The sequence below is a fragment of the Thiohalorhabdus denitrificans genome (assembly GCF_001399755.1).
GTDB classification, from domain to species: Bacteria; Pseudomonadota; Gammaproteobacteria; order Thiohalorhabdales; family Thiohalorhabdaceae; genus Thiohalorhabdus; species Thiohalorhabdus denitrificans.
On sequence record NZ_LJCP01000014.1, the window covers coordinates 311,873 to 332,705 of the forward strand.

General features: G+C 69.0%; 19 protein-coding genes. 5 read left to right on the forward strand and 14 right to left on the reverse strand.

Features of this window, described 5'->3' with window-relative positions:
* The first annotated feature begins 9 nt into the window (after window positions 1–9).
* From AN478_RS13200 to AN478_RS13220, 5 genes are all read left to right on the forward strand, one after another.
* Window positions 10–1,428, forward strand: coding sequence for a form I ribulose bisphosphate carboxylase large subunit (locus AN478_RS13200; protein WP_054967076.1), 1,419 nt, complete (start codon window positions 10–12; stop codon window positions 1,426–1,428).
* A gap of 80 nt (window positions 1,429–1,508) precedes the next feature.
* Window positions 1,509–1,865: a ribulose bisphosphate carboxylase small subunit gene (locus AN478_RS13205; protein WP_054967077.1), complete on the forward strand. Its 357-nt coding sequence runs from the start codon at window positions 1,509–1,511 to the stop codon at window positions 1,863–1,865.
* A 190-nt stretch (window positions 1,866–2,055) separates the two neighbouring features.
* Entirely contained in the window at window positions 2,056–2,877 is an 822-nt protein-coding gene (locus AN478_RS13210; RefSeq protein WP_054967078.1) for a CbbQ/NirQ/NorQ/GpvN family protein, read from the forward strand.
* Between the two features lie 53 nt (window positions 2,878–2,930).
* Complete coding sequence (locus tag AN478_RS13215; RefSeq protein WP_054967079.1) at window positions 2,931–3,314, forward strand: GxxExxY protein; 384 nt, start codon at window positions 2,931–2,933, stop codon at window positions 3,312–3,314.
* Between the two features lie 62 nt (window positions 3,315–3,376).
* The gene (locus tag AN478_RS13220; RefSeq protein WP_054967080.1) at window positions 3,377–5,707 is read left to right on the forward strand and encodes a nitric oxide reductase activation protein NorD; all 2,331 of its coding nucleotides are present in this window, start codon (window positions 3,377–3,379) and stop codon (window positions 5,705–5,707) included.
* A gap of 130 nt (window positions 5,708–5,837) precedes the next feature.
* Here the strand turns inward: AN478_RS13220 and AN478_RS13225 are convergent, their stop codons facing one another.
* The 14 genes from AN478_RS13225 to AN478_RS13290 form a co-directional block, all read right to left on the reverse strand.
* Window positions 5,838–7,898, reverse strand: coding sequence for a SulP family inorganic anion transporter (locus tag AN478_RS13225; RefSeq protein WP_054967081.1), 2,061 nt, complete (start codon window positions 7,896–7,898; stop codon window positions 5,838–5,840).
* A gap of 115 nt (window positions 7,899–8,013) precedes the next feature.
* On the reverse strand, window positions 8,014–10,551 hold the full coding sequence (locus AN478_RS13230; protein ID WP_054967082.1) for a YbcC family protein: 2,538 nt from the start codon (window positions 10,549–10,551) through the stop codon (window positions 8,014–8,016).
* A gap of 29 nt (window positions 10,552–10,580) precedes the next feature.
* Complete coding sequence (locus AN478_RS13235; protein WP_054967083.1) at window positions 10,581–12,149, reverse strand: proton-conducting transporter transmembrane domain-containing protein; 1,569 nt, start codon at window positions 12,147–12,149, stop codon at window positions 10,581–10,583.
* Between the two features lie 149 nt (window positions 12,150–12,298).
* Window positions 12,299–12,625, reverse strand: a complete 327-nt coding sequence (locus AN478_RS14030) for a hypothetical protein (protein WP_054967084.1) — start codon at window positions 12,623–12,625, stop codon at window positions 12,299–12,301.
* Window positions 12,626–12,710: 85 nt separating this feature from the next.
* The gene (locus tag AN478_RS13245) at window positions 12,711–12,980 is read right to left on the reverse strand and encodes a hypothetical protein (RefSeq protein WP_054967085.1); all 270 of its coding nucleotides are present in this window, start codon (window positions 12,978–12,980) and stop codon (window positions 12,711–12,713) included.
* Between the two features lie 4 nt (window positions 12,981–12,984).
* Complete coding sequence (locus tag AN478_RS13250) at window positions 12,985–13,461, reverse strand: ferritin-like domain-containing protein (RefSeq protein WP_054967086.1); 477 nt, start codon at window positions 13,459–13,461, stop codon at window positions 12,985–12,987.
* Window positions 13,462–13,535: 74 nt separating this feature from the next.
* Window positions 13,536–13,847, reverse strand: a complete 312-nt coding sequence (locus AN478_RS13255; protein WP_054967087.1) for a BMC domain-containing protein — start codon at window positions 13,845–13,847, stop codon at window positions 13,536–13,538.
* Window positions 13,848–13,999: 152 nt separating this feature from the next.
* A complete protein-coding gene (locus AN478_RS13260) occupies window positions 14,000–14,314 on the reverse strand; it encodes a BMC domain-containing protein (RefSeq protein ID WP_054967088.1) in 315 nt (104 codons plus the stop codon).
* A gap of 63 nt (window positions 14,315–14,377) precedes the next feature.
* Window positions 14,378–14,665 (reverse strand): carboxysome peptide B, encoded by a 288-nt coding sequence (locus tag AN478_RS13265; protein WP_054967089.1) that lies wholly within the window; start codon window positions 14,663–14,665, stop codon window positions 14,378–14,380.
* Window positions 14,665–14,913 carry a carboxysome peptide A gene (locus AN478_RS13270; protein ID WP_054967090.1) on the reverse strand — a complete coding sequence of 83 codons (249 nt, stop codon included), beginning with the start codon at window positions 14,911–14,913 and terminating at the stop codon, window positions 14,665–14,667. Before AN478_RS13270 ends, AN478_RS13265 begins: the two co-directional genes overlap by 1 nt.
* Window positions 14,913–16,448: a carboxysome shell carbonic anhydrase gene (locus AN478_RS13275; protein WP_074471166.1), complete on the reverse strand. Its 1,536-nt coding sequence runs from the start codon at window positions 16,446–16,448 to the stop codon at window positions 14,913–14,915. Before AN478_RS13275 ends, AN478_RS13270 begins: the two co-directional genes overlap by 1 nt.
* Window positions 16,449–16,463: 15 nt before the next feature.
* Window positions 16,464–18,806, reverse strand: a complete 2,343-nt coding sequence (locus AN478_RS13280) for a CsoS2 family carboxysome shell protein (protein WP_231627423.1) — start codon at window positions 18,804–18,806, stop codon at window positions 16,464–16,466.
* Between the two features lie 45 nt (window positions 18,807–18,851).
* Window positions 18,852–19,196 carry a ribulose bisphosphate carboxylase small subunit gene (locus AN478_RS13285; RefSeq protein WP_054967091.1) on the reverse strand — a complete coding sequence of 115 codons (345 nt, stop codon included), beginning with the start codon at window positions 19,194–19,196 and terminating at the stop codon, window positions 18,852–18,854.
* A 51-nt stretch (window positions 19,197–19,247) separates the two neighbouring features.
* The gene (locus AN478_RS13290) at window positions 19,248–20,663 is read right to left on the reverse strand and encodes a form I ribulose bisphosphate carboxylase large subunit (RefSeq protein ID WP_054967092.1); all 1,416 of its coding nucleotides are present in this window, start codon (window positions 20,661–20,663) and stop codon (window positions 19,248–19,250) included.
* Window positions 20,664–20,833: the final 170 nt, after the last annotated feature.

A 20,833-nucleotide genomic window follows, 5' to 3' on the forward strand; every position in this document is an offset into this window, starting at 1 on the left:
AGAAGCGCCATGGGTAAGAAGTTCGAGGCCGGGGTAAAGGACTACCGGGAAACCTATTGGGAACCGGATTACCCCATCAAGGAAAGCGACTTTCTCGCCTGCTTCAAGGTGACGCCCCAGCCCGGCGTGCCGCGTGAAGAGGCCGCCGCGGCCGTGGCCGCCGAGTCCTCCACCGGTACCTGGACCACCGTGTGGACCGATCTGCTGACCGACCTGGACTACTACAAGGGTCGCGCCTACAAGGTCGAGGACGTCCCCGGCGACGACGAAGCGTTCTACGCCTTCATCGCCTACCCCATCGACCTGTTCGAGGAAGGCTCGGTGGTGAACGTGTTCACCTCCCTGGTGGGCAACGTGTTCGGCTTCAAGGCCGTGCGCACCCTGCGCCTGGAAGACGTGCGCGTGCCGCTGGCCTTCACCAAGACCTGCGGTGGCCCGCCGAACGGCATCCAGGTGGAGCGCGACCTGCTCAACAAGTACGGCCGCCCCATGCTGGGCTGCACCCTCAAGCCCAAGCTCGGCCTGTCCGCCAAGAACTACGGCCGCGCCTGCTACGAGGTGCTCCGTGGCGGCCTGGACTTCACCAAGGACGACGAGAACGTCAACAGCCAGCCCTTCATGCGCTGGCGGGATCGCTTCGGCTACATCGCCGAGGCCATCCACAAGGCCGAGGCCGAGACCGGTGAGCGCAAGGGCCACTACCTGAACGTGACCGCGCCCACCCCGGAAGAGATGTACAAGCGTGCCGAGCGGGCAAAAGAGCTGGACATGCCCATCATCATGCACGACTACATCACCGGCGGCTTCACGGCCAACACCGGCCTGGCCAACTGGTGCCGCGACAACGGCATGCTGCTGCACATCCACCGCGCCATGCACGCCGTGATCGACCGCCATCCCAAGCACGGCATCCACTTCCGCGTGCTGGCCAAGATCCTGCGCCTGTCCGGCGGTGACCACCTCCACAGCGGCACCGTGGTGGGCAAGCTCGAGGGCGACCGCGCGGCCACCCTGGGCTGGATCGACATCATGCGCGATTCCTTCGTCGAGGAAGACCGCAGCCGCGGCATCTTCTTCGACCAGGACTGGGGCTCCCTGCCCGGCGTGTTCCCGGTGGCCTCCGGCGGCATCCACGTGTGGCACATGCCCGCCCTGGTCAACATCTTCGGCGACGACTCCGTGCTGCAGTTCGGCGGCGGCACCCTGGGCCACCCCTGGGGCAACGCGGCCGGCGCCGCGGCCAACCGGGTCTCCCTCGAGGCCTGCGTCAAGGCCCGCAACGAAGGCCGGGAGCTGGAGAAGGAAGCCAAAGAGATCCTCACCGAGGCCTCCAAGCACAGCCCCGAGCTCAAGGCGGCCATGGAGACCTGGCAGGAGATCAAGTTCGAGTTCGACACCGTCGACAAGCTGGACGCCCAGCACAAGTAAGACGGCCCGGGCGGCACGGGCCCACCATCAGGGCCCGTCGCACCCAACTCTCGAACGCTACCGAAATCGAGGTTTGAACCATGTCTGAGATGCAGAACTACGACTCCCGGGTCTCCGACCCCTCCAGCCGCAAGATGGAGACTTTCTCCTATCTGCCGGAGATGAGCGACGAGGAGATCCGCACCCAGGTGCAGTACATCGTCAACAATGGCTGGCAGCCGGCCATCGAGCACACCGAGCCGGAAAACGCCATGGACCACTTCTGGTACATGTGGAAGCTCCCCATGTTCGGCGAAACCGACGTGGACGCCGTCCTGGGCGAGGCCAAGAAGGCCCATGAGGCCTATCCCGAGCACCACGTGAAGGTGGTCGGCTACGATCCCTTCGCGCAGAGCCAGGGCACGGCTTTCGTGGTGTACCGGGGCCCGATGAAGTAAGCGGATGTCCCGCGGTAATTAGGCCCCTGTGCCCGGCCCGCCCGGCCAGGGGCCTTTTTTTGACCAGCAGGAGGGGGACAGGGTCCACCGGACCGACACGGATGCGCACGGAATGGGTGCTCATCCCTGTCCGTCTGCAGACAACTCCCAATCCTTTCCATTCGCCGGAACGGAAGCGAGGAAACCGACCATGACCGACGAGACTCGCTACGAGATCGACGCCGAGCAGTACAAGATCACCGAAGAACCCTACTACCGCCCCGTGGGCGAGGAGCAGGAGCTCTACGAGGCCGCCTACAGCGCCCGCATGCCGGTGATGCTCAAAGGCCCCACGGGCTGCGGCAAGTCCCGCTTCGTCGAGCACATGGCCTACAAGCTGGGCCGGCCGCTGGTAACCGTGGCCTGTAACGAGGACATGACCGCCTCCGACCTGGTGGGCCGCTACCTCCTCGACGCCGACGGCACCCGCTGGCACGACGGCCCGCTCACCGTGGCCGCCCGCATCGGCGCCATCTGCTACCTGGACGAGGTGGTGGAGGCCCGCACCGACACCACGGTGATGATCCACCCGCTCACCGACCACCGGCGCACCCTGCCGCTGGAGAAGAAGGGCGAGGTGGTGGAGGCCCACCCGGACTTCCAGCTGGTGATCTCCTACAACCCCGGCTACCAGAGCCTCATGAAGGACCTCAAGCAGTCCACCAAGCAGCGCTTCGGCGCCATGGACTTCGACTATCCGGACGCGGAGGTGGAGGCCGAGGTGGTGGCCCACGAGACCGGGGTGGACAAGGACACCGCGAGCAAGCTGGTCTCCATCGCCGAGCGCTCCCGCAACCTGCGCGGCCACGGCCTCGACGAAGGCATGTCCACCCGCCTGCTGGTGTACGCCGGCCAGCTCATCACCAAGGGCGTGGACCCGGTGAACGCCTGCCGGATGGCCCTGGTGCGGCCCATCACGGATGATGCCGACATGCGGGATACCCTCGACGCGGCGGTGACGACTTACTTCTAGGCGGGGCCAACCGCCAAGGACGCCAAGAGCGCCAAGAACGACAAAGGCGGGGTATGGAGCCCAGCGAGCGCGCCGACTTCCTTGCCCGGGAAACCATCGGAGCCGCGGTAGAGGTGCATTCGCGGCTCGGTCCGGGCTTCCTGGAAGGGGTGTACGAAGAGGCCCTCGCTATTGAACTAACCGAACGGGGCGTTCCGTTCGGACGTCAGGAAGCCTTCGAGGTCCGTTATAAGAACCATGGTATCGGCCAAGGACGCCTGGATCTTCTGGTTGGTGGAGAGCTAATCGTGGAGCTGAAAGCCGTGGAGAAGCTACTCCCCATCCATAAAGCCCAAGTGATTTCTTACTTGAAAGCCATGGATCTTTGCCTAGGGCTTTTGATCAATTTCAATGCCCGAACGCTGAAAGAGGGCCTGCAAAGGGTCGTGCTTTCTTAAGGGCCTGCCTTGGCGTTCTTGGCGTCCTTGGCGGTTCCCACTGAAGAACCCGAGGTCTAACCATGACCGTGAATCTAGACGAATACCAGGAGCTTCTGGAGGCCGAGGACAGCCACATCCGGGACACCCTGGAGGCGAGCTACCACGAAGCCGCCCAGGTCATGTCGCCGGGGGGGCTGCGGGCCTACCTGGAGGGCGCCAAGGCCCTGAAGAATCTGGGCCGGGGCTCCGAGCTGGTGGAGACCTACCTCCAGGAGGCGCCCGCGGTGGCCAAGGAGGTGGGCGAGGACATCATCCCCAAGGCCGTGGAGGAGGCCATGAAGCTCTCCTCCATGGCCTCCGGGCAGGTGATCTCCCTGCTGTTCGCCACCCTGCCGGTGGCCGCCCGCCGCCTGGGCGACGCCGCCCTGTTGGGCGATTACCTCCAGCTCATCCACCGCCTGTCCAGCAAGGCTCCGCGCGGCCTCCGTCCCATGCTCGAGCACCTGGACGTGCTGCTCGGCAGGCTGACCCTGGGCGGCCTGCGGCGCTGGGCCAACTGGGGCGCCGAGGCCTACGCCCGGGACTTCCAGGGCCAGCAGCAGTACTTCGCCCTGGAGTCCTCCGACTCCCAGGCGGTGCTGCAGCAGGAGCGCCGCGGGGTGCTGTTCGTCGACCAGCAGCGCCGCCTGAACTTCTACCTGCGGGCGCTGTGGGGACGGGATTTCTTCATGCGCCCCACCTCCGGGGACTTCGAGACCCGGGAGGGCTACCGACCCTACATCGACGAGCATGTGATTCACCTGCCGGACGCCTACGACGCCGTGGCGGGCCTGGAGGGCAATCTGGTGTACCGGGCCGCGGCCAGCCACGCGGCGGCGCACCTGGTCTACACGCCGACGCGCCTGTCGCCGCAGGAGCTCAGCACCTCCCAGCGCTTCTTCATCGGCCTGGCCGAGGACGCGCGGGTGGAACACCGGGCGGCGACGGAGTTCCCGGGCCTGCATGAGCTGTGGCTACCCTTCGCCGAGGCCGACGCCGGCGACGACACGGTGACCGGGGTAATCAAAAGGGCCATCCGCGCCTTCCTGGACCCGGAGTTCGACCCGGCCGACGAGGACGTGGCCGCGGTGGTGGCCAACTTCCGGGAGCGCATGGAGCGCAACCCCAACCATGCGGAGCTCGGTTGGGAGGTAGGCCTGGAGCTGCACAAGCGCCTGTTCAAGCGCTTCACGCCGCCGTCCACCAGCGAGCTCGAGGCACTGCTGCCCTTTTACCGGGACGATAACCAGTGGTGCTGGGAGTTCGCCGAGGAAGGCTCCGACGAGGGCGCGGCCAAGGGCTACGAGTCGGCCGACCACCAGGAGCGCCGGGTGGTCAGCGTGATGGAGATGGTGAACGAGCTGGACGTGCCCACCGCCGGCGACGACGCCGAGGAGATCCTCATCCTGGAGACGGAGTTCCTCCGGGACAGCGAGTACACCAGCATCAACGACCAAGAAGGCCGCGAGCAGATCAGCCGGCCCTACCACTACCAGGAGTGGGACTACCAGATCCAGCTCCACCGGCCGGACTGGGTCACCGTCCTGGAGCGCAAGCCGGCCCTGGGCGACGGCGAGGCCCTCGACGCCATCCTCGAGGAGAACAAGGGGCTGGCCAGCCACATCCGCTACATGATCGACGGCCTGCAGCCCGAGGGGATGGTGCGCAAGAAGCGCCAGGAGGAGGGCCACGACATCGACCTGGACGCGGCCATCGAGGCCATGGTGGACCTGCGCATGGGCGCCTCGCCCGACAACCGGGTGAACTTGCGCATGGAACGCCACACCCGCGACCTGGCGGTGCTGGTGCTGCTCGACCTCTCCGAGTCCACCAACGAGGCCCTGCCGGGCACCGACCGGCCGGTAATCGAGCTGACGCAGGAGGCCACGGCCCTGCTGTCCTGGGCTATCGACGGCATCGGCGACCCCTTCGCCGTGCACGGCTTCTCCTCGGACGGGCGCCACGACGTGCAGTACCAGCGCTTCAAGGACTTCTACGAGCCCTACGACGACGAGGTAAAGGCCCGCATCGCCGGCATGAAGGGCAGCTATTCCACCCGCATGGGCGGCGCCCTGCGCCACGCCGCGGAGTACCTGAGCCGCATGCCGCAGTCCAAGAAGCTGGTACTCATGGTCAGCGACGGCGAGCCCGCCGACATCGACGAGCGCGACCCGCAGTACCTGCGCTTCGACACCAAGAAGGCGGTGGAGGAGCTGGCCGCGCGCGGGATCTTCACCTACAACCTGACCCTCGACAGCGAGGCCGACGACTACGTGGGCAAGATCTTCGGCCCCGGCGGCTACACGGTTCTGGACCACGTGGATCGCCTGCCGGAGCGCCTGCCGGATCTGTTCGCCGGCCTCACCACCTGACCGGGAGCGCCGGCCCGGTAAGGAGCCCGGTACCGCGAGGTGCCGGGCTTTTCTTTTCCCGTTTACCCGTTATTGAAATGGGGAGCCTGAACGGGCCCCTTCCCGCCCCTGGATAACAAGCCGCCGCTTCTCATGCATAGGTTGTGCGCAGATTTTTAAGCGCGGATTCCTTATCGGTAAAGAAGTTATCTGGTCCGATGAGCTCGGTCAGGCCGCTGCGCTCGAACACCTGGCGCACCTGCTGCTTCAAGCTGCTGAAGGTGAGCTGCACCCCCCGGTCCTGAAGGCGCTTGGCCAGCTCCCGAATGGTTTCCTCACCGGTGGCGTCGATCTCGTTGATGCCGCTGCCGATAACCAGGATGGCGCGGGCATCCGGGTAATCCGCCAGGGCCTCGAGGAGCATGTCCTCGAAATAGGCCACATTGACGAAGGTCAGTGAACCGTCGAAGCGGACCGGCACGAAATGCTGACTGAGGGGCTCCAATTGGTGGGCTTCGATGCCCCCCAGGGTGCCATCGGGCTGGCGGGCGACGATCTCTGTGCGGGGCCGCATGGTGCGGACCAGGTACCAGAGGATGGTCAGAACCACGCCGAGCAGGATGCCGTTGGCAAGATCGGGCGCCATGTACAGGGTGGCCACGAAGGTCAGCAGGCCGATGACGGCAGACGGGCGCTCCACCTTCCAGGCCTGCACCAACGGCTTCACCCGGATGAGACCGAACACCGCGGTCATCACGATCACCGCCAGCACGGCCTGGGGCAGGTGGTAGAGATAGGGCGTGAGATACAGCAGGACCAGGACCACCCCAAGGGCGCTGATGATGGCAAACAGACCGGTGGTGGCCCCCGTTCGGGACGCCACCGCGGACCGCGAGAAGGAGCCGCTAACGGTGTAGGAGCCGAAGAAGCTCCCGGCGATATTGGCCAGGCCCTGGCCCACCAGCTCCTTGCTGGTGTCGATGCGCTCTCCCGTACGCGCGGCAATGGCCTTGGAGATGGAGGTGGCCTCCATGAAGCCGATCAGGGCCATGACGAAAGCCGCAGGGAGCAGAGCCGGGATCAGATCCCACTGCAGGGACGGCATGGACGGTGCAGGCAGCCCTTGCGGTATCTCTCCCACCACCGCGCCCCCGGCGGACAGGGTCACCTCCCCCGCCTCGACCCCGGCGAAGCGCCAGGAGCCACCCTCCGTACCGGAGCCAACCGTCCGGAACACCGTATCCCCACCAGCCTCTGACGGGCTCAGCTGGAACTCGTGCAGGCGGATGCGCAGGGCGTTGTTGGCGGATTTAAGCGCCGCCAGCTCGCGGTTGAGCCGGCTGACCTCCGCCTCCAGGGCGGAGCGGCTGGCCTGGCCCTCGGCCCCCACCATGCCCGTTTCCTTGCGGAGCTGACTGTTGAGCTGGGACAGGCGGTCGGTAAAGGCCTGTATCCGTTCTTCCTGCTGTGCATAGCGCTGTACCGCGGCCCCGAATTCGGGGGCCTCGACCCGCTCCAGGGCCACGGTGCGCTTCTGCTCAAACCCCCACCAGGCGCTCGCCACGGTGGCCAAGACCACCGCGGCCAGCACCCCGGGAAAGCTCGGCGACAGGCGGCGCCCGAAATGGATCACGGCCCACGCCCCCAGGGCGAAGGCCAGGGTGGCCCAGTGGGTTTCCGGGATCTGGGCAAAGACGTTCCAGAGATCCCGCAGGTAGAAGTCGGTGCGCGGGAAGGGCACACCCAGGATCTTGCTGAGCTGGGAAAGTCCGATGATCAATGCCGCAGCGTTGGTGAAGCCCACGATCACCGGGCTGGACAGGAAGTTTACGATCACCCCCATCCGGAACAGGCCCAGGGCGAGCCGCAGCACGCCCACCATCAGGGCCAGCATCACCGACAGCTCAATGAAGTGCGGGCTGCCCGGCGAGGCGAACGGGATCAACGCCGCCGCCGACATCAGCGACAGCATGGCCACCGGGCCGGTATGGAGCTGGCTGGAGGATCCCCACAGGGAGGCCACGATCACGGGCACGAAGGACGCGTACAGCCCGTAGACCACCGGCAGCCCGGCCAGCTGGGCATAGGCCATGCTCTGCGGAACCAGCACCAGGGCGACGGTGATGCCGGCGATCAGGTCCCCGCGAAGGCTGTCCCGGGTCATGGGGAACCAATTCAAAAAGGGCAGGATCCCTGCCAGACGATCTTTCATGGGTCCTCTCAGCGGCTTGGTCATCCATTGAAGTTCAGGTCATCGCACACAGCTCGCCCCCGGCGCGACCCGGCGGGGTAGCGGAAGGCTGCTCGGCGACCGGTAGGGGGTTTGGCTAGATGGCTGGGGCCTCTTCCCCCAGCGCCGGGGCGGGCTCCCAGCCACCCTCGGGCAGGTGCCGGCTCACCTCGCCGTCATCGGCGATCTGGAACAGGTGGAGCCACTCGTTGGTCACCAGGTCGTGGACGGTCCGATTGGCTGCGATGACCCGATCCATCTCCGCCTGCGGGGCCTCGATGAAGACGCTCAGGCGCAGCGGCTCGTGCACCCAGTCGGTACCGTCGTGCAGGGACTGCTTGGCCAGGCCGACCCGCAGGTCGCCGCCATTGCCTTCCAGGACGCCCAGGCGGCCGCCGACCACGTTGTGCAGGACCTTGCTTCCGGCACTCAGGTGCTCCGGATCCACGGTGGAGCCGTAGTACTGGAGGTTGATCCAGTTGGCCACCACCATGGGCGCGGTCATGATCAGGTTGAGCACCTCGAAGCCGTCGTCGCCCCGCCAGTCGTACTCGTGCAGGAAGGCCCGACCGTCGAGGGCCAGGTGCGCGGTGCGCCAGCGCGGCGCCGCAATGAAAGCGGCGTTGCCCGCCAATCCCCACTCGGGGCGAACCTGGGCCCAGTCGCCGCCGCGGCGGCGAACCGCCTTGAGCGCCTCCTCGGAGGAAGCCGGCGGCCGGTCCTGGAGCAGCCCCAGACGCTCGCTGCGGGCCAGGTCCCCCGCCTGCGCAAGCAGGCCGCGCAGGTGGTGCAGGTCCTCGGCCCGCTCCGCCGGCACCCGGCCAGTGTCCAGCAGGGTCACCTCGTCGGTGGTGGTGTCGTGCAGTGCCGGCACGAACCAGGTCTCGGCGGGGACCTGGATGTCCTGCTCGGAGGCCAGGGCGGCGCGGACCCCCTGGTCGTTAAGCAGGGCGCAAGCAATGCGCACGCTGGCCTCCCCCGTCTGGCCGGCGCAGGCCCCGCAGTCCAGGCCGGCACGGTGCGGGTTGTTGACGGTGGAGCTGCCGTGGCCGGTCAGCACCACCAAGCGCCCGAACCCTTCGGTCAGGCCCATGGCGTTAAGGATGAACGCCGCCACCCGGGGCCGGTCCGATTCCGGGATCCCGGCGGCCGGGCCCGCCGCGCCGTTGTCACCGGGGCAGGATTGGCCGTCCAGGTCGGGACCGAGGGTGGCGGCCTCGTCCCGGCTCAGGCCCTTGGCCTCGGGATCGGGCACCGGCCGGGTCAAACCCAGGTGGTCGGTAATCAGCTTGGGGGCATACATGAGGCCGGCCGATTCCACGAAGGAGAAGCAGGAGGCGCTGGAGAGCTTGAACTGCTTCCAGGCCTTGCCCAGGGCCACGGCCGCGCGCCGGCGGCTCAGCAGGCCGTCGGAGGCCTCCGGTCCCCCTCCCGCGGCCCCCTCGCACACCCGGTAGCTCGCCGGCAGAAGCACCGGCAGGTGGGCCCTGGGCCGTTCGGCGCCCAGGGGCTGGTACTCGGCCATGATCCCGAAGAAGCCGGCGAAGCCCTGCGTCTGTACCTCGCTGGTGACCGTTTCCAGCGAGCGGCGGAAGACCTCGGAGCGCACGTCGATGCAGAAAGCCGCCTGCGCCAACGGACGCTCCGGCATGGCCGCCTGGGCCGGGGACCGCGACGGGCTGGCGCGCAGCCCGGCCACCAGCCGGCGCTGATAGCCGATCTCCAGGGCCCGCTGCAGGATGCAATCCACCTCCAGCGCCCGGGCCTGGGCGGGCCGCAGCTTCCGGGGCAGGCAGTGCAGGGACTGCAGCCACAGGGAGGTGCGGGCGGGGCGGTCGCAGGTGTCCACCAGGATGAACTCCCAGGCCACGCGGACCGCCAGCAGGTCGACGAGGTCGTCGTTGCGGCCGCCCGCCAGCTCCGCCTCCCAGCGCAGGTGGCGCAGGTAACTGGCCCAGCCGCCCACCCGGGTCAGGGCCAGGTAGAGGAAGTCCTCGATGCGATCGGCCGGCACGCCGAAGCGCTCCAGGACGAAACGGATGGCGTCGCGCGGCGCCTCCGGCAGCTTCGCCAGAGAGGCCGCGGTGCGGATCTCCATCTCGCCCGGGGTGCGGTCGATACGGGTATAGCCTAGCCAGGCCTCGTACAGGGAGTCCCCGAAGCGGGGCATGGGCCACTGGGCCTGGCCGAGGTCGTAATAGGCCGCGCAAAAGGAGCTGATCTGCTGGATGACGTAGCGCGAGTAGCGCGGCCGGTAGCGCTCGTCCAGCAGGTCCGAGTACAGCATGAAGCGGGTCGCGGGCGGCGCCGGATTGGCGGCCGCCGCGCGCACGTCCGCCGGCTCCAGGTCGCTGCCCATCCGCTTGCCGGCCTCGGCGAGATCCGTGTCGGTGATGCGCCCGTTGTCCAGCTGCCGCGCCAGCCACCGCCGGTCCATGGTCAGGGGCCGACCCAGCACCCGCAGCTGGTACTCGGCGGCATCGTCGAACGGCCAATCCACGAAACCGAGGTACGGGTTGGTGGCCACCATGGCATCCAGCGGCCAGAACGGCGGAATGCGGTCGCACACCGCGTCCACCGCGCGGTCAAATTCCGTTTCGGTCCCCGTCGGGCGCCCCGCCTCTTGAATCGTCATGGATCACCCTCCGCTGCCATCACTGGCCTTCATTTCCGGAAACGGGCGGGCCACACCCGGTACACCAAGCGCTCCACCGGCTGGTCGGTGTACAGGCCGTTGTAGAAGTGGACGTACAGCCGCCGCAGCCAGGGCTGGCCGTCCCGGTGGATCAGCACGTTCTGGAAGAAGGACAGCCCCAGGAACGCCGCGGCCACCAGGATCAGCAGCAGGTACTGCCCGGTCGAGGCGGCCTCCGGGATGGGCCGCAAGGCCTCGGCGAAGGCGTGCGCAAACCCCTTGTGCAGGGCGAAATAGGCGCCGCTGACCATCACCGTCAGGCCGATCAGGCGCGCCAGGAAGCCGCCATCCACCTGGCCGCTGCCGGCCGGCAGCAGGAGCTGGGCGGAGGCCACAGTCAGGATGACGCCGAGGGCGATCAGCGCCGGCTCGTTGGCCGGAGTCACCCCCCATATGGCCGCCATGCCGAAGGCGATGACCGCCCCCCCGGCCACGGTCAAAAGCCAGGCACCGGCGCCCGGCTTGCCTTTGGCCGGAGCGGCCGGGGCCCGCAGCTGATCGACAATGCTTCCGGCCGAGAGGAAGGCATGCGCCTTGTACAGAGAGTGGGTAAGCAGGTGCAGCAGGCCCAGGACGAACAGACCGAGGCCCAGCTCCATCAGCATGAAGCCCAGCTGGCCGGCGGTGGACCAGGCCAGGGAGCTCTTGATGGCGGTCTGGGTCAGCATGGCCAGCGAGGCGATGACCGCCGTAACCAGGCCCACCAGCACCAGCAGGGTGAGCGCGGCGCCCTCGGCCAGCAGCAGCTCGTGGGTGCGTAGCACCAGGATGGCGCCGCTGTAGACGATGCCGGCGTGCAACATGGCCGAAACCGGGGTGGGCGCCTCCATCACCTGCAGCAGCCAGCCGTGGAAGGGGAACTGACCGCTCTTGAGCACCGCGTAGGCCACGATCAGCCAGGCCGAAAGCGTGGCCTGCCACGGCAGCTCGGAGGCAGCGCGCGCCTCGGCGGCGATGCCGTCGAAGGACAGGGTGCCCAGGCCGAAGGCGAGCAGCACCGAGGCCGACAGCAAGCAGGCGTCCGCCGTCCGGCTGAACAGCAGTTTCTTGTGGGCCACCATCTGGGCGCGGATGCGCTGGTGGTAGAAGGTCAGCAGCCGGTACAGGTAGGTGCTGGTTACCAGCATGGCGAGCATGAACAGCAGGATGTTGCCCGCCACCACGGCAAGCAGGAAGCCGCCGGCGGTCAGGGCCAACCAACGGAAAAACCGTCCCTGCTCGGCCTCACCGGCCAGATAACGGATGCTAAACCCTCCGGCAATGGCCACCAGCGTGGCCACGAGGGGCAGGATGACCAGGGTTACCCGGTCGGCCTGCACCACTCCGGTAAGGAGGCCGGGGGCACCACCTGGACTGGCGGCGGTACCAACCGCCGCCATCCAGAAAACCAGAACCAGCGCGGCGGACCCTTGCACCGCGCGTCCCATCCCCAGTGGGATGCGGTTGGCCACGCGGCTCGACACCAGCCCGACCAGGGCCATCTGCAATGGGGCCAGCAGGAGCCATAGCTCCGGGGCCTGCAACGCGCTGTAGGTCATTTCCGCAACCCCCGAAAGGTGCTACCGCAAGAGGTGAACCTCGATGCGTGGCTCCGAGAATTCCAGGCAGGGAGTCTAGGGCCGGCCGGGGGTATGCTGGCTAATCGATCCTTTGCATGCCTGGCATCGACGTTTTTCGATGCTGGTGATCAGTCCGGCCAAACCCGCGGAGCCACCTGATAGGCGTCCCGAGCCATCACGCGGTCGTGGACCTGGAAGGCGTCCGGGACGGGGATCCGGCGCATGGACTGGTAGGGATCTGCCTGCCCGGCCCGCTGCCCGGAGGTCCGTCCCCGAGCGCGGGAAGCGCCCTTCCCGCCGCCACCGGCGGCCTTGCGGGTCTCCTGGGGCGCCTCTCCGCTCTGGGCGGCCCCGCCCTTGGAGGCCCCGCCGGATCCGGATCCACCCCCCTTGCCGCCGCCTCCCTGCGGGGAGGCGCCGGCCGGCTTTTTCTTGTTGCTGTCCTGCTCGCTCATGGTTTGCAGCCCTCGCTACTGCGTGGTTGAACCCCAGGGGGCCACAGGCCTCCCGGTTCCGTGCCCTCGCCCGGAGCGCCGGGGCTCAGCCCTCGATGGCCAGCCGATCCCGGGCCAGCTGCTCCAGGCCGGCGGCGAAGGCCCGCTCGGCCTCGGTCAGCTCGCTCGTGTCCGAGGACGGGTGGATCTTCATCCGTACCGAATGCCGATCGAAGCTCATATCGGCGAAGAGTTCCCGCTCCTCGGAGAAATCGGCGGCCTCGTCGAGAAAGGCCCGCAGGGTCCCGTAGTCCGGGAAATCGAACCGGGCCTCCAGGCGGGGAGGCCGCTGGATTTCGCTCCAGTACTCGTTCATGGCTTCACCTCCTTGTTGTTCCCGAGCCCGCCCGCCGACCCCCGGCGGAATCGAACAGACCGTTCAGCCAGCCTTCCAGCTTGCGGGCGTGCTCCTGCTCCTCCCGGAGAAGCTCGCCAAAGAAGGCCCGCCCGTCCGCATCCCGGACACGGGCGCAATGGTTGTAGGCCTGCTCGTACAGCCCCACGATCTCCCCTTCGAGGCGCACATTGGCGCGGAGGAGCTCCGCCAGGTCCCGCCCGGCGGCCACAGGACGCAGGAAGGAGGCATTGGGGGCGAGACCGAGCGCGAGCATCCTCGCCACGATGCGGTCCACATGCCCCATCTCCTCCTGGGCCTCCTGGCGCAGCGTGGAGGCGGCCTGGGCCAGCCCCCAGCCCTCCGAGAGGCGGGCGTGGGTCATGTACTGCTGCACGGCCGAGAGTTCGAAGCTCAAGGCGCGGCCCAGGAAGCCCGGAACGCGGGGATCGCTGTTGGTCATGGCTGGTTCCGTCCCATGGTTTCCCTACGCCGACTTGCCTTCCGGCAAGACCAATCCGGGGATCCGATGCGGGCTTAGGACGCCTCCAGGGCCTTGGCGCCCTGGCCCAGCACCGGCTCCACCTCGCGGTGCGGACGGGCGATGATGTGCGCCGCCACCAGGCCGTCGCCGACCCGCTCGCAGGCGTCCGCGCCGGCGCGCACCGCCGCGTTCACCGCGCCCGTCTCGCCGCGCACCAGCACGCTGACGTAGCCGCCGCCGACGAACTCGCGGCCGATCAGCCGAACCTCCGAGGCCTTGGTCATGGCGTCGGCCGCCTCGATGGCGGGGACCAGGCCACGGGTCTCGATCATGCCCAGGGCAATGCCGTATTGTTCGCTAGCCATCTCTTTCCACTCCCGTTGGTTCGGGCGCCTTCGGGCACCCGCTGCAAGTCATACTCCCTGCCCCTGAACCACCGCCCCCCGTTTGGGAGACGCCGGGTGCACCGGCGCCCCCGCTGGGGACAGCAGCCCGTGGCAAGCGCCTGGGGGCGCGTTCAGCTTTCCTCCAGGGCCTTGCCGCCGCCGGCGGGCAGCACCGGCTCCACCTCGCGGTGCGGACGGGCGATGATGTGCGCCGCCACCAGGCCGTCGCCGACCCGCTCGCAGGCGTCCGCGCCGGCGCGCACCGCCGCGTTCACCGCGCCCGTCTCGCCGCGCACCAGCACGCTGACGTAGCCGCCGCCGACGAACTCGCGGCCGATCAGACGGACCTCCGAGGCCTTGGTCATGGCGTCGGCCGCTTCGATGGCCGGCACCAGACCGCGGGTCTCGATCATGCCCAACGCAATACCGTAGGTTTCGCTCGCCATCGCTCTTCTCTCCTGTGGCTTTGGTGAAGATCCCGTCCCGATACCCTCGCCGAACGCCGAGTGTCAGCCGACCTTTTGCTTGGGAGCGCCGGAGGTGTCGGCCTGCTCGGTGTCCCAGTAGTCGATGATCCCGCCGATGGTCAGGTCGGTAAGGACGCTGAAATCCCCCGCGGCATACCGGGCCGCGGAACCTTCTACGACAAAGACCCAGTTGCCGGGGCGGGCCCCGACCGGGTCCACGGCGACCATGCGCTTGCCTCGCGCGTTGGCCAGCACCCGCAGACTGGTCTTCTGAAGACCATCGATGCGGCGGGTGCAAACCAGGGAGGACTCCACCCGAAGGATGTCCATCAGGCGCCCTCTTCCCAGTAATCGATGATCCCGACGATGGTCAGGTCGCTCGGGTACTCCTTGCTCCCGGCGGCCTCCCGCGCGGCCGAGCTGCCCACGCAGATGACCCAGTCGCCGGGGGTGCAGCCGATGGCGTCCACCGCCACCAGCTGGGAGCCGCCGTCCCGGACCACCTGCAGGTGGCGGTGCTCGAGGCCGGCGATGCGGTGGGTGGCCACCAGCGGCTTCTCCACCTGGCAGATCTTCATCAGTGCGTCTCCCCCGTGGGCTCCAGCGAGGAGCCGATCACCTCAAGCGTTCCGTTTCTGGCGCAGTCACGGACGGCCAGCAGGGTGTGCAGCAGGCCCTGCTCCGCCAGGCGCGGGAAGCGACCGCGCAGGGCCTCCGCCACCCGGCGGGTGCGGGCCTCCGCCCGTTCCCGCGCCCCCGGCACCTGGCCGTGGTAGTCGAAGCGCAGCACCACCGGCACCGGCAGACCCCGCTCGACATTCAGCCCGGAGAAGATCTTGACGCCCACATCCAGGTCGGGCGCGCCCTCCTCCACCGTCTGCAGGTAGGCGAAATAGGTGAGGTTGCGCAGCTGCACCTCCTCGAACCCCATGCCCACGCCCATGAAGCGCTCGTTGTGGCCGATGTCGCCGTAGCGCCCGCCGTGGTTGGCCCGGACGTAGGCGATCTGGGCGAAATTGTTCTCCAGCAGGCCGGCGACGAAGCGCTGCATGCCCGGCTCGCTGCCGCCGGCCACCGCCGCCACCTCCTCGCCGACGCGCTCCCGCACCGCCTCGGCGCCCAGCCCCTGGGTCCGGTCGAACAGGGCCTCGCTCTCCACGTACCGCGCCGGGTCGGGCTCCCCCTCGGCGTCGGGGGGATGCACCCGGATGGCGTCCGTGTCCGTGTCCAGCCCCACCAGCAGGAGGTCGATGGAGGCGCCGCAGCAGAAGCTGTTCTCGATGGCCTCCTGGAAGTCCCGCAGCCGGTCCCGGGCGGCGGCCGCCGCCACCGCCGTGTCCGAGCCGTGGGCGGCGCACCCCTGGGTGGCGGGCTCGCCCGAGCTGAAGTGGTACACGGCGATCTTCAGATAACGGGTGGGCGCGTCGGCCGTGTTGGGCGCCCCTTCCCGGTACCGGCTCAGCTCGGTCTCCACCCAGCGCCGCAGGCTCGTCTCCACGTCGAAGTTGGCCCCCGCGAAGGACTTGCGCCGCACGAGGCCGTGGGGCAGGCGCAGCACGTACCGGATTACATGGGCCAGCCGGCCGTCCGAGCAGGGCGACACGTCCACCGTGTGAAAGCCACACTCCTGCAGCCAGGCCTGGAAGCGGTCCGCCTCCGCCGGGTCCGGCGCCAGCGGCTGGTGCCGGTAGAAGTCATCGGCGTAGGCCCGGTAGGTCTCGAACACGCACCAGGCGTACAGGTGGCGGATGTCCAGCTGCTGGATCCAGGCGTTGTCGAGGATCCGCCGCGGCAGCTCGAAGCCGAGCTCGGCGCGGGCCATGGCCTGGGCCCGGTCGGTGAAATCCGCCTCGTGCTGCAAGGCCGACAGCCGCCGCAGGAAGGGCTCGATGCGGTCGAAGGCCTCTTTCACCTGGGCCTCGTGGGCCAGCAGCCGCTCGTTGTCCCCCGCCGGCACCAGGGCGTGTCCGGCGACCCGGGCGCCGACCCGGGCTCGGCGGTCCGGGGCGGCCCGGGGCTCGCCCCGTTCCGGCCGCAGCTCCATGGGGCGGCCGTAGCCCGCGTCGGGGCGGCGGGTGGAGGACCGGTTGTGGCGGTTTCGGCCTGTGGGCATCACCCGTTCCCTCGCCTAACCCCGGGCACCGCCCGAGTAGGTCACCCCGGCGCCCTTCTCCGTGTTTCCGGCACCGCCGGTAACCGGGCTCTCGGGCAGGGGCACGTCCTCGTTGCGCTTCTGGGCCCAGTCCATGGGCATGGCGGTACCGGCCTGGCCGCGCCGGCTGGGGTTGCGGCGGGCCGCCGTGCCCTCGGTGCCGGTCACCCGCTCGCCGCGGTCCCAGTCGTCGCCGGTGATGGCGGGACCCACGTCCATGCCCTCGCCGGTCACGCGGCCCTCCTCACGGGCCGCCGGGCCCTGCGGGGGCTGCGGCTGGGCGTACCGTTGGCTGGCGGGCTGCACGGCGCCGCCCGACCCGCCGTGGCGGAAGCCCTCGGTACCCGTCACCTTGCCTTCGGCCATGCTGAAGGCGCCCGTGATCTGGCCCTGCTCGTAGCTCGTCCCCGTCACTCGCGAAGACTGCGGCTCCGCGTCGGCGGCATGGGCCGGCGGCTGGACACTGAAATCCGTCCAGGGCGCATCCAGTGGCTGCGGGTAGTCCGGGCTGTGGGGCTCGGCCGCCTGCACCGGGCAGGCCTCGGCGTACTGGTCCCCGCCCACATACGGCGTTCCGGTCGGGGTCTGGCAGGCGCCGTCCTCCGCGCCGGTGAGCTTGCCGTTAAGCCCCGGCTGATCCCCGGTCGCGCTCGGCCCCGGGGTGCCGCCGCCCTGGGCCTGGCGCGCCGCGGCCATCTGCGTCTCCCGGGGATCGCAGTAGCTGCGGTACTGCTCGGCACCGGCGTAGGGGGTCCCGGTCACGGCCTGGCAGGTACCCGGCTCGTCCCCGGTCACGCGGGCGTTGCGGCCGGTCATGGTGCCGGACACCTGGTGGCCGCCCAGGGTGCCCGACACCCCGACCTTCTCCTCGCTCGGGCGACCGGGCTCGGTGCCGCAGAAATCGCGGTACTGCTCGCGGCCGATGTAATCGTCCCCGGTGACGTTGCGGCAGGAGCCGGGCTCGTCGCCGGTGACCCGCTCGCTGCGCCCCACCTGGCTGCCGGTGATGCCGCCACCGCCCAGGTTCTGGCTGCTGCCGACCTTGTCCGGGGCGTCATCCCGACCGCGCTGCATGTACTGGGTGCCGGTAACGGCCCGATCCGCGCCGGGCTCGCCGCCCGTGACCCGTGCGGACTGCCCGGGGAGGTCCCCGGTAACCCCCAGGCCATGGTCGGTTTGCGCATGGGACATCACCGACGGCGCGGGGGCCGGCTGGGTGTTGCAGTAACTTTGGTACTGCTCGGGCGAGAGGTACTCGGTGCCCGTCACCTGCTTGCAGGTCCCCGGCTCGTTGCCGGTCACCCGCTCGCCCCGGCCCACCTCGTTGCCGGTGATCTGGCGACCGTGGCCAGTCTGGCTGACGCCGACCTTGGCCACCGAAGGCTGGGGGCCGGTGTGGCAGAACTCCCGGAAGATGTCCGCGCCGAGGTACTCGGTACCGGTGACGGCGCGGCAGCTGCCGGGCTCCTCGCCGGTCAGGTGCTCCGACCAGCCGGTCTGGGTGCCGGTCACGGACTGGCCGTGGCTGGTCTCGCTGGCCCCCACCTTCCAGGAGGCATCCTCCGCCCCGCCGGTCCGGGCGGAGGCGGATTTGCGGACCTTGGCGCAGGGACGGCTGGACCCGGGCTTCTCGCCGGCCCCGCCCTGCTTGGCGCGCTTTTCGCGCACCTTGCGCGCCACCTCGCGGCCGGACATCTCCGGGTTGGCCTTCCGGGCGGCCTGGGCCGGGGACAGGGCGCCCTGCGTCTGCGCGGCCTTGCCGCGTTCCGCCTGCGCCTTGCGCTTGGCCTTGGCCATGGTGCGGGCGGCCGACTCCTGGGCCTGGGCCGCCGGCCGCCGGCTCCGACCGCGGGAGCGGCTTCCGCCCCGGCCCCCGGAGCGGGATTCGCGCTCCTTGCCGATCGCCCCGGCAGGGGCCTGCTCGCCGTCGGCCTCCGCTTCCCGCTTGCAGCCGCAGCCGCAGTCTTCCTTGCCGGCGCCGCCCTCGGGCGCCCCCCCGCTCTCAGAGGTCCCGCCCGCAGCGGATCCGATGCGGGTGCGGTCCTGCTCCTTCAAAGCGGCCTTGCCGCCCTCGGCCATGGCCCGCCGCCGCGCCTTGGCCGCCTCCTTGCCACTGGTGCCGGAGGCCCCGCCCGTGGCGGCACCACCGCCGCTGGCGGAACGCGCCCCGGCGGTCGACGGATTGCCGGCGGCGGCCCCGCTCGCGGTGCGTCCCGCGGGCTGCCCCAGGTCCGCCTTGCCCCGGTTGGCCTGGGCCCGGCGGCGGGCGCGGGCGGCCTCGCGCCCGCTCCGGCTGGTTTGCTTTTCAGGGTCGGCCATGGTTCACCCCTGCCTTCGAGTGGATTGCGCTAGCTGGGCGGCCTTTCAGCCGCGGGCCTCGTAGACCACGAAGAACGTGCCGAGGCTCTGGGTGTAGTCGTCGAACGCGACAAGGCGCACATGGTGGTCCGGATAGGCCCGGTGGCAGGCCTCGAGCTCCTCCACCACCTCGTCGAGGCTCTGCACCCCGAACAGGGGCAGCTTCCACAGGGTCCAGTAGCGATCGAAGGCCTCGCTGGGATGCTCGTGCTCGATGGCCGGGGTCCAGCCCTGTTCCAGGGCGTACGCGATCTGATCGTAGACCTGCTCCTGGGAAAAGGAGCCCAGGAAGCCGAAGGTCTCCATGGTCTGCTTGGTGCGGTAGTCCCGCATCTCGTCCGAAATCGCCATGACGAATTCCTCTCGTTGCTACGGGGGGTTCGGGTCGAGCCGGCGGTGGGCCTAGTTGGTGTCCAGCTTGTCCACCGTCTCGTAGTCGAACTTGATCTCCTCCCAGGTCTCCATGGCCGCGGCCAGCTCGGGGCTGTTGCGGGCGGCCTCGGTCATGATCTCGCGGGCCTCCTTCTCCACGTCGCGGCCCTGGTTGCGGGCCTCGACGCAGGCATCCACCGCCGCGCGGTTGGCCGCGGCGCCGGCCGCGTTGCCCCAGGGGTGGCCGAGGGTGCCGCCGCCGAACTGCAGCACGGAGTCATCGCCGAAGATGGTCACCAGGGACGGGATGTGCCACACGTGGATGCCGCCGGAGGCCACGGCCATGGCGCCGGGCATGGAGCCCCAGTCCTGGTCGAAGAACACGCCGCGGGAGCGGTCCTCGGGCACGAAGGATTCGCGCAGCTGGTCCACGAAGCCGAGGGTGGAGGCGCGGTCGCCCTCGAGCTTGCCCACCACGGTGCCGGTGTGCAGGTGGTCGCCGCCGGACAGGCGCAGGCACTTAACGAGCACACGGAAGTGGATGCCGTGCTTGGGGCTGCGGTCGATCACGGCGTGCATGGCGCGGTGGATGTGCAGGAGCATGCCGTTTTTGCGGCACCACTTGGCCAGACCGGTGTTCGCGCAGAAGCCGCCGGTCAGGAAGTCGTGCATGACGATGGGCATGCCCAGCTCTTTGGCGAACTCGGCCCGCTCGATCATCTGGTCCGGGTCGGGGGCGGTCACGTTGAGGTAGTGGCCCTTGCGCTCGCCGGTCTTGGCCTGGGCCTTGTGCACCGCCTCGGCGACGAACTCGAAACGATCCTGCCAGCGCATGAAGGGCTGGCTGTTGACGTTCTCGTCGTCCTTGGTGAAGTCCAGGCCGCCGCGGAGCGCCTCGTAGCAGACCCGACCGTAGTTCTTGGCGGACAAGCCGAGCTTGGGCTTGAGGGTGCCGCCGAGCATCGGCCGGCCGTACTTGTTGATCTTGTCGCGCTCGACCTGAATGCCGAACGGAGGGCCCATGCAGGTCTTGATGTAGGCGATGGGGAAGCGCAGGTCTTCCAGGCGCAGGGCCTGAATGGCCTTGAAGCCGAACACGTTGCCCACCAGCGAGGTGAGCACGTTCACCACCGAGCCCTCCTCGAACAGGTCGATGGGGTAGGCGATGAAGGCGTAGAAGGCCTCGTCGTCGCCGGGGACGTCCTCGATGCGGTAGGCGCGGCCCTTGTAGTACCCGATGTCGGTCAGCAGGTCCGACCACACCGTGGTCCAGGTACCCGTGGAGGACTCGGCCGCAACCGCCGCTGCAGCCTCTTCCCGCGGCACACCCTGCTGGGGGGTGACCTTGAAGCAGGCCAGCAGGTCGGTGTCTAGCGGGACGTAATCCGGGGTCCAGTACATCTGGGCGTAGTCCTTGACCCCAGCGTCGTAGGTTTTGCTTGCCATCGGAATACTCCTCGCTTGCCACGGTTTGGTTGCCGGACGAGGAAGCTAGCCGATCGGCCGAAATAGATTCCAATCGATTGCGTCGATGAAACGCATAGAGGGGTCAAAAATTTCCCGCAGCCACGGGAGATGCGGGCTGGCGGGCATCCAGCGGGATAGGGGGGAGGAGG

Excerpts from the sequence above, each read along its gene's own strand:
- AN478_RS13210 (WP_054967078.1), top strand. The coding sequence starts at position 2,056 with ATGACCGACGAGACTCGCTACGAGATCGACGCCGAGCAGTACAAGATC.
- AN478_RS13245 (WP_054967085.1), bottom strand. The coding sequence starts at position 12,980 with ATGAACGAGTACTGGAGCGAAATCCAGCGGCCTCCCCGCCTGGAGGCC.
- AN478_RS13260 (WP_054967088.1), bottom strand. The coding sequence starts at position 14,314 with ATGGCGAGCGAAACCTACGGTATTGCGTTGGGCATGATCGAGACCCGC.
- AN478_RS13230 (WP_054967082.1), bottom strand. The coding sequence starts at position 10,551 with ATGACGATTCAAGAGGCGGGGCGCCCGACGGGGACCGAAACGGAATTT.
- AN478_RS14030 (WP_054967084.1), bottom strand. The coding sequence starts at position 12,625 with ATGAGCGAGCAGGACAGCAACAAGAAAAAGCCGGCCGGCGCCTCCCCG.
- AN478_RS13215 (WP_054967079.1), top strand. The coding sequence starts at position 2,931 with ATGGAGCCCAGCGAGCGCGCCGACTTCCTTGCCCGGGAAACCATCGGA.
- AN478_RS13255 (WP_054967087.1), bottom strand. The coding sequence starts at position 13,847 with ATGGCTAGCGAACAATACGGCATTGCCCTGGGCATGATCGAGACCCGT.
- AN478_RS13275 (WP_074471166.1), bottom strand. The coding sequence starts at position 16,448 with ATGCCCACAGGCCGAAACCGCCACAACCGGTCCTCCACCCGCCGCCCC.
- AN478_RS13270 (WP_054967090.1), bottom strand. The coding sequence starts at position 14,913 with ATGAAGATCTGCCAGGTGGAGAAGCCGCTGGTGGCCACCCACCGCATC.
- AN478_RS13205 (WP_054967077.1), top strand. The coding sequence starts at position 1,509 with ATGTCTGAGATGCAGAACTACGACTCCCGGGTCTCCGACCCCTCCAGC.
- AN478_RS13290 (WP_054967092.1), bottom strand. The coding sequence starts at position 20,663 with ATGGCAAGCAAAACCTACGACGCTGGGGTCAAGGACTACGCCCAGATG.
- AN478_RS13265 (WP_054967089.1), bottom strand. The coding sequence starts at position 14,665 with ATGGACATCCTTCGGGTGGAGTCCTCCCTGGTTTGCACCCGCCGCATC.
- AN478_RS13200 (WP_054967076.1), top strand. The coding sequence starts at position 10 with ATGGGTAAGAAGTTCGAGGCCGGGGTAAAGGACTACCGGGAAACCTAT.
- AN478_RS13250 (WP_054967086.1), bottom strand. The coding sequence starts at position 13,461 with ATGACCAACAGCGATCCCCGCGTTCCGGGCTTCCTGGGCCGCGCCTTG.
- AN478_RS13285 (WP_054967091.1), bottom strand. The coding sequence starts at position 19,196 with ATGGCGATTTCGGACGAGATGCGGGACTACCGCACCAAGCAGACCATG.
- AN478_RS13280 (WP_231627423.1), bottom strand. The coding sequence starts at position 18,806 with ATGGCCGACCCTGAAAAGCAAACCAGCCGGAGCGGGCGCGAGGCCGCC.
- AN478_RS13235 (WP_054967083.1), bottom strand. The coding sequence starts at position 12,149 with ATGACCTACAGCGCGTTGCAGGCCCCGGAGCTATGGCTCCTGCTGGCC.
- AN478_RS13225 (WP_054967081.1), bottom strand. The coding sequence starts at position 7,898 with ATGAAAGATCGTCTGGCAGGGATCCTGCCCTTTTTGAATTGGTTCCCC.
- AN478_RS13220 (WP_054967080.1), top strand. The coding sequence starts at position 3,377 with ATGACCGTGAATCTAGACGAATACCAGGAGCTTCTGGAGGCCGAGGAC.